This is a genomic window from Kiritimatiellales bacterium (assembly GCA_041656295.1).
GTDB lineage: Bacteria > Verrucomicrobiota > Kiritimatiellia > Kiritimatiellales > Tichowtungiaceae > Tichowtungia.
The window spans coordinates 91,499-107,336 of record JBBADV010000004.1 but is presented as its reverse complement, the minus strand read 5'-3'; the positions used below and the strand labels follow the sequence as shown (position 1 = coordinate 107,336).

The following is a 15,838-nucleotide window of genomic DNA, read 5'->3' as shown; positions in this document are numbered from 1 at the left end:
TTATCGCCGCTCTGTTATGCCGTCTAAACGTTTAGACATAATTCTTGAAATAAGAGATCGTTTTTTTAAGTCCGTCATTGAGCGGAATCAGCGGTTCCCAGCCGAGTTTTTCTTTAGCGAGTGTGATATCGGGCCGGCGCTGTTTCGGGTCGTCGGACGGCAGCGGTTCGAAGACGAGTTTTGAGTTTGAGCCGGTGAGTCCAATCACTTTTTCTGCAAGCTCAAGCATAGTGAATTCATCGGGATTACCGGTGTTAACCGGACCGGTAATTTCGTCCGGTGCGTCCATTAATTTCAGAAACGCAGCAATCAAATCATCGACATAGCAGAATGAGCGCGTCTGTTTTCCGTCGCCGTACACGGTGATCGGATCGCCGGCCAGGGCCTGCATAATAAAATTACTGACGACACGTCCGTCTTGCGGATGCATGCGCGGACCGTAGGTATTAAAAATGCGCGCGATTTTAATTTTTATACCGTGCCGGCGGTGATAGTCGTAGAAGAGGGTTTCAGCGGCGCGCTTGCCTTCGTCATAGCAGGAGCGAACACCGATCGGATTGACGTGCCCCCAGTAACTTTCCGGTTGCGGATGAACATCAGGGTCGCCGTACACTTCACTGGTGGATGCCTGGAAAATTTTTGCACCGGTGCGTTTGGCGAGTCCGAGCATGTTGAGCGCACCGAACACGCTGGTTTTCATGGTATGAATCGGATCGTGCTGATAGTGCGGCGGCGATGCGGGACAGGCGAGATTGTAAATTTCATCCACTTCAACATGATGCAGCGGATGGCAAACATCATGCTCGATAATCTCAAATGAAGCATTGCCGGCTAAATGTTCCACATTTTTGTGCCGTCCGGTAAAAAAATTATCGATGCACAGTACATGATAATCGCGATTCAGCAGCGCGTTGCACAAATGTGAACCGAGAAATCCGGCGCCGCCGGTAACAAGTGCACGTTTTTTCATATGCTTATATCTCATTGTTTAATTATCCGCTTAAAATTCAACCGGTGAGAATGCTATCGTTCCGGCGAATGGAAACCAACCCAAAACTGATTCTTGCCAGCGGATCCCCGCGCCGCGCCGAACTTTTACGCAGCTCCGGAATTGATTTTGAAGTCCGCCGGCCGGAAGCTGACGAAATCCCGCGTGCCGGCGAAGTGCCGGCAGAATTCACTGAGCGCACCGCGAGAGAAAAGGCTGCATCGATTCAGTTGAATGCAGACGAAATAATTCTGGCAGCAGACACGATCGTCACCATCGCCGGAACAATTCTCGGCAAACCGGCAGACGAAAACCACGCCGGCGAAATGCTGAGACTGCTTGCCGGAAATATACACGAGGTCATCACCGGCGTTTGTCTGCGCGCCGCCGGCAAAGTTGTTTCGTTCAGCGTTTCTACTGCGGTGGAATTTCGCAAACTAGCTGATGATGAAATTGTTGCGTATATCAAAACCGGCGAGCCTTTGGATAAAGCCGGCGCCTATGCAATTCAGGGCGGCGCTGCCGGAATGGTACGGAAAATTAATGGTTCCTATTCGAATGTGGTTGGACTGCCGCTTTGTGAGGTTATAGAAGCCGTTAACGGTCTAACGTCTGAAAGTTAAACGTCGGTTGTATGATTTTCGGCTTGTGACCCGCAGGCTTTCGACTAAAACAAACGTATGGACGCCGGACTATATATTGTTGGAACGCCGATCGGGAATCTTGGTGATATGAGCGCGCGCGGCGTTGAAACGCTGTCGAACGCCGCACTGATCATTGCAGAGGATACGCGCCAGACGCGAATTCTGCTGAATCATTTTGCCATAAAAACGCACTGCATCAGTTGTCATAAGTTTAATGAAGCGCAGCGCTGTGAAGAAATTATTGAGCGCATTCGCGCCGGCGCGGCAATTGCAATGGTGACGGATTCCGGCATGCCGTGCATCTCCGATCCGGGGTCGCGCATCGTCATGGTCTGTCGCGCTGCCGGTTTGATGGTTACGTCTGTGCCGGGACCAACGGCAGTCACCACCGCGCTCGCATTGAGCGGTTTCGGCGGACACGGTTTTTTGTTCGCCGGTTTTCTACCGCGCAAATCCGGCGCGCGCCGGAAAATTCTGGAACAGTGTGCGGCGCTGCCGGTACCGGTAATTTTCTATGAGTCACCTTATCGCCTTTTGAAAACGGTGGAAGAGATCGGTGCTGCCGCCGGCGCAGGGCGGCTGATGTTTACAGCGCGTGAACTGACGAAAAAATTTGAAGAACTGTTCACCGGTACACCGCCGGAAACGCTTGCATACTATGCCGGCAGGACCGTTAAAGGTGAATGTGTGATTATCCTTGCGCCGGCAGAATAATGCCTACAAATAAATAAGCGGTTGCACTCCGCCGCGCATCCTCTAGAATCACATAGAATTTTGAACGGGTTGTACACTCAGGATTTTGACTTTATATGGCCGATAACGAACAGCTTCGCAACGATCTGCAGGCAGCGATCACAGCCGACACCGTTTTTATACGTGTAGTCGGCCGCGGGTCATTTCAAGTCAGTGCGGCGCTAAAACAGTTTATCAACGAATATTCGGCGAAGGACCGGATTGCCGCTGTGGTAATAGATCTTGCGGAGTGCATCGGTATGGACAGCACGTTTATGGGTGTACTTGCCGGGCTTGCATGGCGGCTCAGTAAACAGAATAAAAAAATTGAACTGATCAATGTATCGCCGAAAAACCGTGAGCTGCTTGAGACGCTCGGTGTGGCACGCGTGATTAAGCACTACGAAAATGATAACGGATATCACATTCCGGCTGACACGCCGGAACAGCTCGCAGCGGCTGATTCGACCAAAAGAGAACTGGCGGAAACTGCATTGCAGGCGCATGAAAACTTGATGAAACTTGGTGATGAAAACATTTGCCGGTTTAAACGCGTGGTCGAATATCTTCAGGTCGATATCGATAGACTGAATTAACGAATTATGTCATTGACCGCCACATTCTGGATTGTTTTTCCTGCCGGACTGGCGGCGGCAGTAATCATCGTCCGCCTGTCTCTCTGCCGGCGGCGGCAGAGAAAAGAAAATCTTGCGTTGCGCCGCGAACTGGAAACGATTTTTGAATTTGTTCATGATGTCGGCGAAGTATTCGCGGAAGATGAGGACATCTCTACGGATGCTCTGCTGACTCGTATTCTGTTTTTCGCCGTAAAAACTGCCGGTGCATCCGCCGGCGCAATTTATCTTTTTAATTCCGACCGTACACGGCTTTTCGCCCGTGCCGTTTCAGGCGTTTTTCCGCCGCTTTACGATGCGGAACAGGTAAAAGATGAGCAGCTGTTCACTACGGCAAAATCTCTTGAAACGTGTGTAAAAACCCGGCCGGTGGCCGCCGGCGAAGGGATTATCGGCATAGTTGCCGAGGTCGGAACCGGTATAATTATCGAAGATGCCGAACTGGATGCCCGCACTCCAAATTACACCGCTGCATTTTTAAAAATCCGTACGCTGATGGCCGTTCCAATGCGTTTCGGAAACGAAGTGCTCGGCGCCATTGTTTTAATCAACCGTGTTGATGGACAGCTTTTTACGGCCGGCGATCTCATGCTTCACCAGGCCATGACCGATCAGGCCTCTGTTCCTGTTCACTATGCCGGACTGCGCGCCGCACTTGAGGAAAAACGGATTCTCGACCGCAGCATGCAAACTGCGCGCCAGATTCAGGCTTCACTGCTGCCGCAAACGCTGCCGGAAATCGATTCGGTTTCCATCGCGGCATACAATCTTCCGGCCTTCGATATCGGCGGGGACTATTACGATGTAATTGAACTTGGCAATCATCTGCTTGGGATCGCAATCGCTGATGTTTCCGGAAAAGGAATTGCCGGTGCGATGATGATGGCCGTCTGTCAGGGCGTACTGCGTGCTCGCGCGCCGCTGCAGCACAGTCCTGCGCTGATGCTGTCCGAACTGAATAACGTACTCAGCGCCAATCTTGCTGAAGATATGTTTATTACCATGCTTTATATGGTCATCAATACCGAAACGCGCGCAATGAAATTTGCGCGCGCCGGACACGAACGTCCGCTGCTCAAGCGCACCGGCAGTATAAACGTAGAAATGCTGGATGGCAACGGCATTGCAATCGGTCTTGCAGATTCCGAAATTTTTAACACTGCAATTGAAGATGTTTGCGTGCAACTCGAGCCCGGCGATACAGTTGTCCTTTTTACCGACGGCATTAATGAGGCGCTTGATAACAAAAATAAAGAATGGGGTATTAACCGGCTTAAGCAGGTGATTGATCAAAGGGCGGATGACGGTGTTGATCAACTCATCCAAACCATTCGCGAACAGCTCGCCCGTCACGTCGGTGCTCAACCGCAGTATGACGATATGACCCTCGTCGCCGTTGCAGTGAAATAAACGATGTCCGGAGATTTGCCGGTATTTGTTGTGGTCAAAATGATTGACGTCCCTGAATGGCGCGCTGAAGCGTAGTGGAGTCGGCGTATGCAATTGCGCTGCCGGAAGGCAGCCCGAACGCCAGCCGTGACGCTTTTATATTGCGACTGGATAAAATTTCGGCGAGATAGCTGGCGGTGGCTTCGCTTTCAACATCGGTACCAAGCGCAACAATTACTTCAGTGATATTTTCCGGTTGCAGTCGTGTGAGCAGTTCATTAACCCGCAATTCTGAAATGCCTTTGCCGAGCGCCGGCGAAAGATGTCCGCCAAGCACATGATAACGTCCGTTAAAGCTGTTGGAGTGTTCTATTTTTAAAATGTCGCCGGCGCTTTCGACGACACAGATCAAGCCATTGGCCCGCCGGCCGTCGGTGCAGATTGAACACGGATTTTCTTTGGTTACGGTGATACTGCCGCAGCGCGAACAACTGCCGACCTGTTCATCCGCCGCAAGCAGGGCGTCGGCAAGTTTGCGTGCCAGCCCGTCACGATTCTGTGCCAGTGCAAATGCGATTCGCTCGGCCGAACGTTTGCCGATGCCCGGCAGTTTTTCCAGCGCGGCAACTAAATTATCAAGTGGAAGCAGGTGTCTCATAAATTTTCAATTTTCAGCCGCAATGATCATTATTCATTGAATATCGGGTATAGAGCATTTTTAAAACGGCAGATTCATGCCGGCGGTTAAGCTTTTCATTTCATCGGCAGCGGCGGCCTGCGCGAGATTGAGTACGCCTTTAAATGCATCGAGCACTGCGGTCTCAATTTTTTTGACATTACCGGTGTCGATGAGTTCCGGCGGAATAGAGATGCTTTTTGGCTTCATGTCGCCGGTCATTTTTACAGTCACACCGGAAGCGGTGAACTCAACGGTTTTTGAAGCAAGCGCTTTCTGCTTTTTTTTCAGCTCTCTGACCTGTTTCATCATTTTCATCATGTCCATAATAAGAGAATTCCTTTCTATTCTCTGATTTCTATAATTTCTCCGCTGAACGCTTCGAGTACGCTGCGCACAACGGGATGGCTGTAGTATTTCTGTTTGTTATCCAGTGCGCCGGATACCGAACGGTTTCTGGCGCCGGGATTCAACGCAAAGTCCACCGCAATATCGCGCTGCAAAAACCGTCCGAGGGTTTTTTGAATAAACATCACGGTGCGCGGATTTTCAAGACTGGCGCGTGCAGCGGCAAATTCAAGGTCGACGGCAATCGTGACCCGGGGCCCGGTGACGCTCTGCGGCGTTGTGTCCATCAGATATTGTCTGGCATGCGGAACGCCTTTACTGATGTGTTCAATCAGCACCGGCCATGCGGTTTTTAACCGCTCAAGATCAGTCAAAACGTTTTTTTTTTCGTCAACGGACAGTGCTGCCGGCGCACCGCCACTGTCTGCCGGCGGTGTGTTTTGAAGCACGGCGATTTGTTTCATCAGTTCATCTACCGTGGCAACCGTTGCGGCGCGCGAAGCACGGATCAGCGCGGCTTCAAGCATGGTGCGGCGCGAAAGGGCGTAGCGCATCCGGTTTTCGGCTTCGATCAGAATTTCTATGATACGCAGCAGGCGGCCGGCTGGACATTTTGCCGCCTGTGTCTGCAATGTGGCAAGTTGCGTTTCCGGCAGGTCGAACGCGGTCGCGTTTTTACCGGCGTGCAGAACAATGAGCAGGTTGCGAAACTGGTCGAGCAGTTCCAGTACAACGCGCTGCATGTCTTTGCCAATTTTATCAATTTCATCAATCGCGGCGATGATTGCCGGAATATCCCCGTCGAGGATTGCGCCGGCGAGGCCTTCAAGCTGTGCGCGGCTGATAAGTCCGAACACAGAAAGTACATCACTTTCTTCGATCACTTTGCCGCGGAACGAAATTAACTGGTCAAGCGCGCCTTCGGCGTCGCGCAAACCGCCTTCGGCGCCGCGCGCGATTGCGAGCAGGGCGTCGTCGCTGGTCTGGATCCCCTCAGCATTGGAAATTTTACGGAGCTGCGCAGTGATATCGGTAATGGAAATCCGGCGCAGATCAAACCGCTGACAGCGCGACAGAATCGTAGTCAAAACCTTTTGCGGTTCGGTGGTGGCAAAGAAAAATTTAACGTGCGGCGGCGGTTCTTCCAGCGTTTTCAGAATCGCATTGGACGCTTCGCGCGTGAGCATGTGAACTTCATCAATGATATAAATTTTATACGGACCGCGCACCGGCGCATAACGGACATTGTCGCGCAGCTCCTGGATGGCGTCGATTCCGCGATTGGATGCACCGTCAATCTCAATCACATCGAGGCTGGAACCCTTCATGATTTCAACGCACGAATTGCACCTGTTACACGGTTCAACGCCGCCTTCCCGGTGCTGGCAGTTGAGCGCTTTGGCGAGAATGCGGGCGGTGGTGGTTTTGCCGGTGCCGCGCGGGCCGACGAATAGATAGGCGTGTGCAAGACGGTTATTGCAAATCGCATTGTGCAGTGTTTGCACAACGTGATTCTGCCCGATGACATCCGCAAAAATTTGCGGCCGCCATTTTCTTGCCAGTACTTCATAACCCATAAGCTGTTCAATGTAGCCGCCCGACGCCGGAATAGCAAGAGCAAGGGAATCCGGATTCAAGCGCGCGAGATGTCCGTGCCTTTAAGTTGTTTCGCGCCGGGATTTTTATATGCTTTGGCCGGAAAAGGAAGGGTTTATGAAAAAATTCCTCAAATTCAGTATCGGGATTCTGCTGCTGCCGCTTTGCTGGGCATTTTCAAAGGCGTTGATTGCACTGCTGGCATCATCGCCGGCCGGGTCGCCAGACTGGACGATGTGGGCGCTGCCGGCGGGTTTTCTGATTTCAGTGGGATCATTTTTCGTGCTGCCGCGTCCGTTCCGGGCGTATGTGTTAGGGCACGAACTGTCGCACGCGCTGTGGGGAGTGATCTTCGGCGCGAAAGTCGGCCGGATGAAGGTGGGGAAAAACGGCGGACATGTAATGCTGTCAAAAACCAATTTTATCATTTCACTGGCACCGTATTTTTTCCCGTTTTACACCTTTATTGTGATTGCGTTGTGGGCGCTCGCCGGACTGTTTGTTGATTTGAATGCGTATCGTATCTGGTGGCTTGGTGCGGTCGGTCTGACATGGGGTTTCCATCTGGTGTACACCATTTATATGTTAAGTCAGCCGCAGCCGGATGTAAAAGAACATGGCCGTTTTTTTTCATATATTATCATTTTTCTGATGAACCTCTTCTTCGTGGCGCTCTGGATGATCGTTGTCGATGCGCCGACCTTCCATTCCGCCGGCGTAATTCTCCGTAAAGAAGTGTCCAGTGCGTATCTCGCCGTCTGGCGATTTTTTTTACAAACGGTGCAATAAAATTACAGAATCTCCGTTCTATGTCATGAAAACCGCGGAAGGAAATACCCGTTGCATGGATGGTGACGATGCAAAACTGCTGGCGGCCTATCGTGCCGGGAATACGGAGGCGCTCGGTGAGCTGGTCGAAAAATACAAGCGCCCGCTGTTCAGCTTCATTCTGCGGTTTTCGGAGGGGCGCGAGGATGCTGACGAGGTTTTTCAGGAAGTCTGGGTGAGAGCGATTAAACACATGAGCCGCTACCGCGAAAAAAATCTGCTGAGCTGGCTTTTCCGGATTGCACACAATCTGATGATCGACCGCGGGCGCAAAAGCCGCTCGCTGGTTTCATTTGATACGCCGGCGTACACTGACGGTGTGGCAGTCGGTGAAACGCTGGCGGCACCGCAGATCGGGCCGGACAGTGAAACGGACGGCCTGGAGATCGGCCGGAAAATTGAACGCGCGGCGGCGCTGCTGCCGTTAGAGCAGCGTGAAGTGTTCTGGCTGCGGATGAGCGCGGATTTAAGTTTTAAGGAGATTGCCAAAATTCAACGATGCTCCATCAACACCGCGTTGGCGCGGATGCAGTATGCGGTGGCAAAACTGCGCAAAGAACTTGCCGGTGAATACCGCGAACTGCTGGAGGCGGGACAATGACAACGAAGAGAACAGAGCGCTTACTGCTGCTTGAACAGAGCGGTGAAATGACAGCGCGGCAGAAACGCCGGCTGCAGCGTGCACTGGAAACATCGCCGGAGATCCGGCAGTTGCGTACAGAATTAAACTTCCTGAACAGGACGATGCTTGATGCCGGCGCAGAGCCGCCGGAATGGAGTACGGACAAAATCATCAACCGGCTGCGCACTGAAAAAGACCGGCATAGGCTTTGTATGCCGGTATGGAAGCCGGTGCTTGCCATAGCGGCCGGTCTGGCGGTCGCGGCAAGCATCTGGAATTTTACTGCCGGTAAACCGATGCCGGCGCTGACATCAAATTCCGGTGCAGAAACAGAAATGGATTTATTATGGGATGATCCGTTCGGCGCAGAACTCGCTGAACTGGAAAATCTGCTGCTCACAATATCCGTAGATCTGGTCAGCTTCACTGAATTATAAAACGAGGAGGGAAAATGAAATACCGTTTAGCTATATTTACAGCGGGAGTTTGTATCGCTGCCGGCGTTGCGGCGCAGGACGATACTCCATGGTGGAAACGCCTGTTTGCCGGCGGTGGAAGTGCGCCGATGTCTGAAACTGCAGAAGAACAGCCGGCACCGAGCATCTGCTCCACGCCGGAACAGACACATTGTCACCCGCGAAATAAATTTAATCTGCGAAACCGGCTAATGATGCGGCCGGAGCAGGTGCGTCGCGGCGGACCGGATATGCACCGGATGCCGGTGGAGCAGATGGAAAAAATGCGGCAGCAATATCAGGAAATAATGAAGCTCGGCGAAGCTGTACGCAAAGAAACCGATGCGATAAAAAGAGAAGAATTAATCAATCAATTACGTGTACATCTGACAGAAATTAGTAACCGCATGAACGAAATGCATCACAAACGCCTTGAAGCGGCGGAACGCGATTTAGAACGGTTGAAAAAATCGGCGGCAGAAATGTACAAAATGAAAACGCAGCGCGTTGAAGAACAGCTTCAACGGATTCTTTCCGGCGAACCGATGCGACCGGAAGGAACTCCGGGAATGAGAAAAGGATTTCACCGAAAGTAGACGCGGCAGGGACGCCGCGTTCACGCGTGCTCCAAACGTGGACAGGCTGAAGCCCGTCCTGCGTTCGTTATTTTAATTTCAGGGTTTTTAGACTGGCGGCGAAATCGTCCGGCACCGGCGCTGTTACGCGAATAGATGTATTGCTCAGTTCACCGGGAAAGATGAGCCGGTACGCGTGCAGCATCTGACGCGGCACAGACCGGAACACGGGTTTACCGCGCTGCTCGCCGGCGTAATCTTTATCGCCCAGCACCGGGAAACGCAGTGCTGCCAGGTGTTTGCGAATCTGATGCGTGCGTCCGGTTTGAATCCGCAGTTCCAGATAACTCGCATCGCGATTGCGGTCGAGAATGTTTACCAGCGTGGTCGCCGATTCACCGTCAATATCGCGCGTAATTTTTTTCAGCGCATCCGGCACGCGTCCAATGGCGATGGCGCGATAAATTTTTATAATACGCTGATCTTTAAACAATGGAATCATGCGTGCTTTTGCTTCAGCGCCGGCGGCGAACATCACACAGCCGGACGTGTCGCGGTCAAGACGGTGCACCGCACACAGTTGCGGGTTTCCAAGCTCGTGCTGTAATCGTGTTTCCAGACTGCGCGCGCTGCTGTTTGTCACCATGCCGGACGGTTTATTCACCACAATCAGCTCACCGGCACGTTTCAGGATTTCAATTTTCTTAGACTTCGGTTCCGGCCGTACCGTTTCGATCACATCTTTATTTTTAACAGTATGCTTCGCCATCCAGATGCGTTTGCCGTTAACAAAAACCTGCCGCGTGTCCAGCAGAACGCGCGCCTGTTTTTTTGAACAGCGGAACCGATCTGACAGCACATCGACCAGCGGCAGACCATCCTCGTGCGGGCGCACTTGCAATGTTTCACGGCTCATTGTGCGGCATCCAGTTCGGCGCAGGCTTCTTCAATGCATGTAATCGCGCGATCTGTTTCGGCGGCAGTGATTGTTAACGGCGGCAGCAGCCGCAGGACACGAATCGCGGTGGCGAGTGTAAGCAATCCTTTTTCTTCCAGTTTTTTCTGGAGCGGTGCCGCTGCATGTTTCAATACGATGCCAACCATCAGTCCGCAGCCGCGTACCGTTTCGATCCAGTTATATTTTCCGGCGAGCGGCGAAAGTTTTTCAACGAGCTGTGCGCCGCGGGTTTTGGCGTTTTCAAGCAGGTGGTCTTTTTCAATTGTCTCAATCACCGCCATTGCGGCGGCGCAAACCAGCGGTGTACCCCCGAACGTCGTGGCATGATTGCCGGGCTGGAATGTGTCGCCGAGCTCCGGCGTGACAACGATTGCGCCGACCGGCAGTCCGTTGCCGAGCGCTTTCGCCAGCGAAAAACCGTCCGGACGCACATCATAATTCTGGAAGCCGAACCATTTGCCGGTGCGGCCGATACCCGCCTGAACTTCATCAAAGAACAGCAGGATACCTTTTTCGTCACACAGCTTCCGCAGACCGGTAATAAATTCCGGCGCTGCCGGCAGAATGCCGCCTTCGCCCTGGATTGCTTCCACCAGAATTGCGGCGGTTTTATCCGTGACGGCGGCGCGGCACGATTCGAGATTGTTGAACTCCGCATATTTAAAACCTTCGGGCAGGGGATAAAATCCTTGCTGTACTTTATCCTGTCCAGTGGCGGTCAGCGTGGCGAGCGTTCGTCCATGAAACGAATTGCGCATCGTAATCACTTCGTATCTGCCTTTGTCCCGGCCCCAGAAACGCGCGAGTTTAATCAATCCTTCATTCGCTTCCGCACCGGAATTGCAGAAAAAGCATTTGCCGCCCATCGACCGCTCCGCCAGCATCTGTGCGAGGCGCGGCTGATTTTCGGTGTAATAGAGATTCGATGTATGAACCAGTTTTGCTGCCTGTTCCTGAACGGCTTTGGTTACCGCCGGATGACAATGACCCAGATTCAGCACCGCAATCCCGGCGAGAAAGTCCAGATACTCTTTACCGTCCGCGTCTTTTACCATTGTGCCGGAGCCTTCCGTGAGCACAAGTCCCCGCCCGTACGTCGGCATGACATATTTTTTTGTCAGATCAATAATTTCATCTTTTTTCATAGTTATTTCACAATCTCAGTTCCGACGCCTTTATCGGTGAAAAGTTCGAGCAGTAAGGAGTGGGGCAGGGATGAGTCGATAATATGGGTTTTGTTGACGCCGGCTTTTAATGCCTCTACCGCGCCGCCGATTTTCGGCAGCATACCGCCGGAAATGATGCCGCGCGAAATCAGCTCTTCAATTTCGCTCAGTTTTAAACTGGTGATGAGTGTCGACGGATCAGATGGATCGCGCAGCAGTCCTGGCACATCGCTGAGAAAAACGAGCTTGCGCGCTTTGAGTCCGCGGGCGATCGCATTGGCAACATCGTCGGCGTTTACATTATACAGTCTGCCGTCCTCGCCACGTCCGAGCGGTGTAATCACCGGAATAATATCTGCTTTCAGAAAAGCGAGAACCGGTTCGATATCAATCTGAATCACTTTGCCGACAAAGCCCCAGTCGAGTTCCTCGCCGGTTTGAGGGTTGGTGCCGGTATGCTTTTTCACACGCACAATATCTTCACCATGAATGCCGCGCGCTTTACTGCCGTATTCCTTTAAAATTTCAACCAGATGCGGATTCACTTCATTATTCAACACTTCTTCAACCACCTCGATGGTTTGGCCATCGGTAACACGCAGTCCCTGAATGAAATTCGGTTGAATATTCGCTGCGCGCATCTTTTTAGAAACAGATTTCCCGCCGCCGTGAACAATAACCGGTTGAAGCCCGACACATCCCATGAAGGCGACGTCCTTCAGAATGTTCCGGTAGCCGGTTTCACTTTCCATAATGCTGCCGCCGAATTTGACGACAATTGTTTCGCCGCGAAAGCGTTGAATATAGGGCAGAGCTTCAATTAAAACACCCGCTTTTTCAATCATCTGCTGCATGGTTTTCTTTCCGTTTTCTTTGCTGCTGTTTGTAAAAATCTGTTTCTATCCGTTTAATCCGCGGTTGAAATTATTCAAAATTGATCCGCACATACTCTTCGGTGCAGTTGCAGGTGTAGACTGTGGCACTGCCGCTGCCGAGGTTCAGATTCACGTTGATGGTGAATGCCTCTTTTGAAACGGCGGCAACGAGCTGCTTTTCCGGTGTTCCGGCAGCAGTGCCGCCGCGCACGGCGGGAACATCATCATAATCAATATCAATTTTATTTTCCTGAACCTGTGCATGCGAATAGCCGAGCGCATCGGCAATCCGTCCCCAGTTCGGCCGGACGCCGGCCCAGGCGGTTTTATTGAGCATCGAATTGGCAACCGCGCGCGCGGCTTCATTCGCTTCACCGTCAGACGCGGCACCGCGCACATGAATCGTTACCACCCGTGTCGCGCCTTCACCGTCTTTGACGATCATCATCGCCAGGTCGAAAAGGATCTGATTCAGCGTCTCGCAAAAAAGTGTCCAGCTCCCGGATTTGCGGGTCAGTTTTTCATTTCCGGCGAGTCCGTTTGCCAGACAGATTACGCTGTCATTTGTGCTGCGGTCACCGTCAACGGTAATGCGGTTAAAACTTAAATCCGCGGCGTCGCGCAGCGCGCATTGGAAGCAGGCTTTTTCCACCGCGGCATCGGTAAGAATAAACGCAAGCATGGTTGCCATGTTCGGTTCAATCATACCGGAGCCTTTCGCGAGTCCGGTGAGGCGCACCGGTTTGCCGCTGATGATAATTTCTTTAGTGACAGTTTTGGTGATAAGATCCGTTGTCAGCATCGCTTCAGCGGCGTGCATTCCGTTTTCAGGAGAAAGACCGGTGAACAGTTTAGCGATGCCGCCGGCAATTTTATCCATCGGCAGCGGTTTACCGATTGTGCCGGTAGAGCAGACAAAAATTTCTTCAGCCCGTGCGCCGAGCCGTCCGGCAGTGAGCGCGGCCATCGCTTCGGCATCTGCCATTCCCTGAGCGCCGGTACATGCGTTGGCATTACCGCTGTTCATCACAATGGCGCGTGCAGTTTGCTGTTCCACGATGCGGATGTCCCATTTTACCGGCGCAGCCTGTACCTGATTAGTAGTAAATACGGCAGCGCTGACCGCCGGTACAGCAGACACGAGCATGGCCATGTCTTTGCCTTTTTTCTTTTTGATGCCGGCGGAAACACCGGCGGCGGAAAACCCTTTTGGAAGCGGCAGTTTTTTCATCATCCTCTTTCTGAAATTCAAGAGTAAGCACTGTAGCGTTCACTGCGCTGATACGAAACAAAAAAGTGCCGGAACCCGATTCTGATAACCGGCAATGAAAAGAAAGAAGATTTTTTAAAAAACTGAGTCGACCGGTTGAGCCATGTTATTTGGTACCGGAATATATTTCTGCTCCGCGATTTTCGATGCGGTAGCCGCGTAGACGCAGGTGTTCCGGCGTGGCAGGGTCGTTCTGTTCGGCGTCGGTTAATGCAATCAGTTCAAAACCGGCATTTTCAATTTTTACATTTTTCAGGGCGATGGTGTCTTCCCCTGCACGGATCACGAGTGCAGAGTTCCCTGCAAGTTCAATATGTTCAAGCAGGACGTTTTCGCCGGCGATGCTCAGGGTGGCTTCACCGGAAATTTTTCCACCGGAGATTTTTTTGCGCACTTCGGCCAGCGTCATCGCGAATGATGGATGCAAAATTACGCGCGGTCCCGGAATAATGTTTATTCCGCGAATCATTTTTTCCGGTGCGGTTTCAATCTCAACGCCGGCGGCGGCGAGTTTCATTCGTCCGGCGAGATAGAAGTCTGATTCCGCCGTTGCGGCCGATTCCGGCGGCCCGCCGCTGGCCTGTTTTTCAGCGGCGTCTTTAATATTGTTTTTGTTTGCCGAAAAAGCCCATCGGCGATCAAAAACAGACACGCCGGTCTTTTCGTCCGGGCCGAAAAGTTTCGGCAGGTCCTGCATCATTGTTTCGAGGCGCGTCGGTTGTTTAAAAGTGCTGCGTGAAGCATCGGCATATTTAGGGTTTACAAATTCGGCGATAATTCCGTGTGTGCGTTCGAGAAGTTTAACGTAGGATGAGAGTTTGATGATGAGTACGTTGATGTTGCCGGGAAAGATCGACCAGCCCTGTTCGTTGGGAACATCGCCCGCCGGATTGACCGTTGCGCGGAGCAGGGGATCGAGCTGGTTATATTCAATATTCAGCGTGAGTTCAGTGCCGCCTTTCACCAGCCGCGCGAGTCCGCCGACGGCTTCGCCGGGAATGCGGTTTACAGCGAGCGAATTAAAATCAAACTTCTTTTCAACGGAAACACCGAGTGCTGCCGGCAGTGCATTGAACACCTGGCCGTTGGTATCCTGAATAAAGATAAAATGTTCAATGCCGGCGGCGGCATATTTTTTAGCGAGGCCGCTGGAATGAAGCAGCATGTGTACATCGCCGTGACCGTGCGGCTTGAGAATGAGCTTATATTTTTCTTCGAGCGCGAGATGTCCGGCGTTATCTGCAAGCGCCGGCACGAGCTCCTGTTTGAGGATATGAATCTGCTCTTTTTGCAGCCCGTAATAGTTATTGTTTTCGAGCGACGCGACCGTTTTCGCCTGCGTGTCTTCCGATACCATAATGATCAGCGGCACTGGATGCGGATTCTGCATGCGCGCTTCCATCGCTTTCAAACATGCGGCGTAATGTGCAAGGTAGGGCGTTGTTTCCGTCACTTCCACCGGGATGTCGAGTTTGATGCCGGAATAGCCGAGCCGCTCGCCGAGTCCGCCGGCAACAAGCACTACAGCGACCTTTTCGAAGTGTGCTTGGCCTAGCGCTTCATAATGATCGTACCGTGTGTCAAATTTCGTCAAATCCGTTATATCAGGCTGATGCGGCACAAAACCGTCGAACGGGTTCGCACCGGATTTGGCTTCTGCCAGCAGATTGCGTGCATTGTTGATGTAACTGACCAAGCCGCCGGGATATGAATTATTCATGCACATCAGGCTCTTCAGAAATTCGCGCTTCGCATCATCGTGCATTCCCCGCACGTCCCAATCGGCAAACAGATGCTCCTGCCCGGCCGCAAGTAATTGCTGAATTAATTTCTGTTCATCCGCATTCAGTGTCAGCTGTGCAATATCCATTGAAAAATCCTCTTAAAAACCATCAATCGACGATCGTAAATCAAAGATAGTCTGGTGCCCGGGGCGGGACTCGAACCCGCACGATCTTTCGATCAAGGGATTTTAAGTCCCTTGTGTCTACCGATTTCACCACCCGGGCGAATACGTTTAACTCATTATTTATTAATGAATTATGCAATATACATTGAGGCATTCGTCAAATTTGTTGTTG

At 52.0% G+C, this 15,838-nt stretch carries 17 protein-coding genes and 1 tRNA gene; 8 read left to right on the top strand and 10 right to left on the bottom strand.

The window, feature by feature from the left end:
* Nucleotides 1-31 precede the first annotated feature (31 nt).
* Nucleotides 32-970 carry a UDP-glucuronic acid decarboxylase family protein gene (locus tag WC959_03810; GenBank protein ID MFA5688257.1) on the bottom strand — a complete coding sequence of 313 codons (939 nt, stop codon included), beginning with the start codon at nucleotides 968-970 and terminating at the stop codon, nucleotides 32-34.
* Nucleotides 971-1,038: 68 nt separating this feature from the next.
* Between WC959_03810 and WC959_03805 the strand changes: the two genes are divergently transcribed.
* The 4 genes from WC959_03805 (at nucleotide 1,039) to WC959_03790 (ending at nucleotide 4,409) form a co-directional block, all read left to right on the top strand.
* Nucleotides 1,039-1,611 carry a Maf family protein gene (locus tag WC959_03805; GenBank protein ID MFA5688256.1) on the top strand — a complete coding sequence of 191 codons (573 nt, stop codon included), beginning with the start codon at nucleotides 1,039-1,041 and terminating at the stop codon, nucleotides 1,609-1,611.
* Nucleotides 1,612-1,668: 57 nt separating this feature from the next.
* Complete coding sequence (gene rsmI, locus WC959_03800; protein MFA5688255.1) at nucleotides 1,669-2,346, top strand: 16S rRNA (cytidine(1402)-2'-O)-methyltransferase; 678 nt, start codon at nucleotides 1,669-1,671, stop codon at nucleotides 2,344-2,346.
* 95 nt (nucleotides 2,347-2,441) lie between these two features.
* Nucleotides 2,442-2,960 (top strand): STAS domain-containing protein, encoded by a 519-nt coding sequence (locus WC959_03795; protein MFA5688254.1) that lies wholly within the window; start codon nucleotides 2,442-2,444, stop codon nucleotides 2,958-2,960.
* 6 nt (nucleotides 2,961-2,966) lie between these two features.
* Entirely contained in the window at nucleotides 2,967-4,409 is a 1,443-nt protein-coding gene (locus tag WC959_03790; GenBank protein ID MFA5688253.1) for a GAF domain-containing SpoIIE family protein phosphatase, read from the top strand.
* 34 nt (nucleotides 4,410-4,443) lie between these two features.
* On the opposite strand, the gene recR is transcribed toward WC959_03790, so the two are convergent.
* Genes recR through dnaX form a run of 3 tightly spaced genes read right to left on the bottom strand, consistent with a single transcriptional unit; the run spans nucleotide 4,444 to nucleotide 7,049 of the window.
* Complete coding sequence (gene recR / locus WC959_03785) at nucleotides 4,444-5,046, bottom strand: recombination mediator RecR (GenBank protein ID MFA5688252.1); 603 nt, start codon at nucleotides 5,044-5,046, stop codon at nucleotides 4,444-4,446.
* A 60-nt stretch (nucleotides 5,047-5,106) separates the two neighbouring features.
* The gene (locus WC959_03780; GenBank protein ID MFA5688251.1) at nucleotides 5,107-5,391 is read right to left on the bottom strand and encodes a YbaB/EbfC family nucleoid-associated protein; all 285 of its coding nucleotides are present in this window, start codon (nucleotides 5,389-5,391) and stop codon (nucleotides 5,107-5,109) included.
* A gap of 17 nt (nucleotides 5,392-5,408) precedes the next feature.
* On the bottom strand, nucleotides 5,409-7,049 hold the full coding sequence (gene dnaX / locus WC959_03775; protein ID MFA5688250.1) for a DNA polymerase III subunit gamma/tau: 1,641 nt from the start codon (nucleotides 7,047-7,049) through the stop codon (nucleotides 5,409-5,411).
* Between the two features lie 76 nt (nucleotides 7,050-7,125).
* Here dnaX and WC959_03770 point away from each other — a divergent pair, with 76 nt between their 5' ends.
* The 4 genes from WC959_03770 to WC959_03755 are packed head-to-tail and all read left to right on the top strand — an operon-like array spanning nucleotide 7,126 to nucleotide 9,509.
* On the top strand, nucleotides 7,126-7,797 hold the full coding sequence (locus WC959_03770) for a hypothetical protein (protein MFA5688249.1): 672 nt from the start codon (nucleotides 7,126-7,128) through the stop codon (nucleotides 7,795-7,797).
* A 55-nt stretch (nucleotides 7,798-7,852) separates the two neighbouring features.
* Nucleotides 7,853-8,437, top strand: coding sequence for a sigma-70 family RNA polymerase sigma factor (locus WC959_03765; GenBank protein MFA5688248.1), 585 nt, complete (start codon nucleotides 7,853-7,855; stop codon nucleotides 8,435-8,437).
* Complete coding sequence (locus WC959_03760) at nucleotides 8,434-8,895, top strand: hypothetical protein (GenBank protein MFA5688247.1); 462 nt, start codon at nucleotides 8,434-8,436, stop codon at nucleotides 8,893-8,895. Before WC959_03765 ends, WC959_03760 begins: the two co-directional genes overlap by 4 nt.
* 14 nt (nucleotides 8,896-8,909) lie before the next feature.
* Nucleotides 8,910-9,509 (top strand): hypothetical protein, encoded by a 600-nt coding sequence (locus WC959_03755; protein MFA5688246.1) that lies wholly within the window; start codon nucleotides 8,910-8,912, stop codon nucleotides 9,507-9,509.
* 67 nt (nucleotides 9,510-9,576) lie between these two features.
* On the opposite strand, the gene WC959_03750 is transcribed toward WC959_03755, so the two are convergent.
* From WC959_03750 to WC959_03725, 6 genes are all read right to left on the bottom strand, one after another.
* Entirely contained in the window at nucleotides 9,577-10,404 is an 828-nt protein-coding gene (locus WC959_03750) for an RluA family pseudouridine synthase (protein MFA5688245.1), read from the bottom strand.
* Complete coding sequence (locus WC959_03745; protein ID MFA5688244.1) at nucleotides 10,401-11,591, bottom strand: aspartate aminotransferase family protein; 1,191 nt, start codon at nucleotides 11,589-11,591, stop codon at nucleotides 10,401-10,403. Before WC959_03745 ends, WC959_03750 begins: the two co-directional genes overlap by 4 nt.
* A gap of 2 nt (nucleotides 11,592-11,593) precedes the next feature.
* A complete protein-coding gene (argB, locus tag WC959_03740) occupies nucleotides 11,594-12,466 on the bottom strand; it encodes an acetylglutamate kinase (GenBank protein ID MFA5688243.1) in 873 nt (290 codons plus the stop codon).
* A 70-nt stretch (nucleotides 12,467-12,536) separates the two neighbouring features.
* The gene (argJ, locus tag WC959_03735; GenBank protein ID MFA5688242.1) at nucleotides 12,537-13,721 is read right to left on the bottom strand and encodes a bifunctional glutamate N-acetyltransferase/amino-acid acetyltransferase ArgJ; all 1,185 of its coding nucleotides are present in this window, start codon (nucleotides 13,719-13,721) and stop codon (nucleotides 12,537-12,539) included.
* Nucleotides 13,722-13,863: 142 nt separating this feature from the next.
* Nucleotides 13,864-15,627: a UTP--glucose-1-phosphate uridylyltransferase gene (locus tag WC959_03730; protein ID MFA5688241.1), complete on the bottom strand. Its 1,764-nt coding sequence runs from the start codon at nucleotides 15,625-15,627 to the stop codon at nucleotides 13,864-13,866.
* Nucleotides 15,628-15,679: 52 nt separating this feature from the next.
* Nucleotides 15,680-15,766 (bottom strand) — tRNA-Leu (locus tag WC959_03725).
* Nucleotides 15,767-15,838 lie beyond the last annotated feature (72 nt).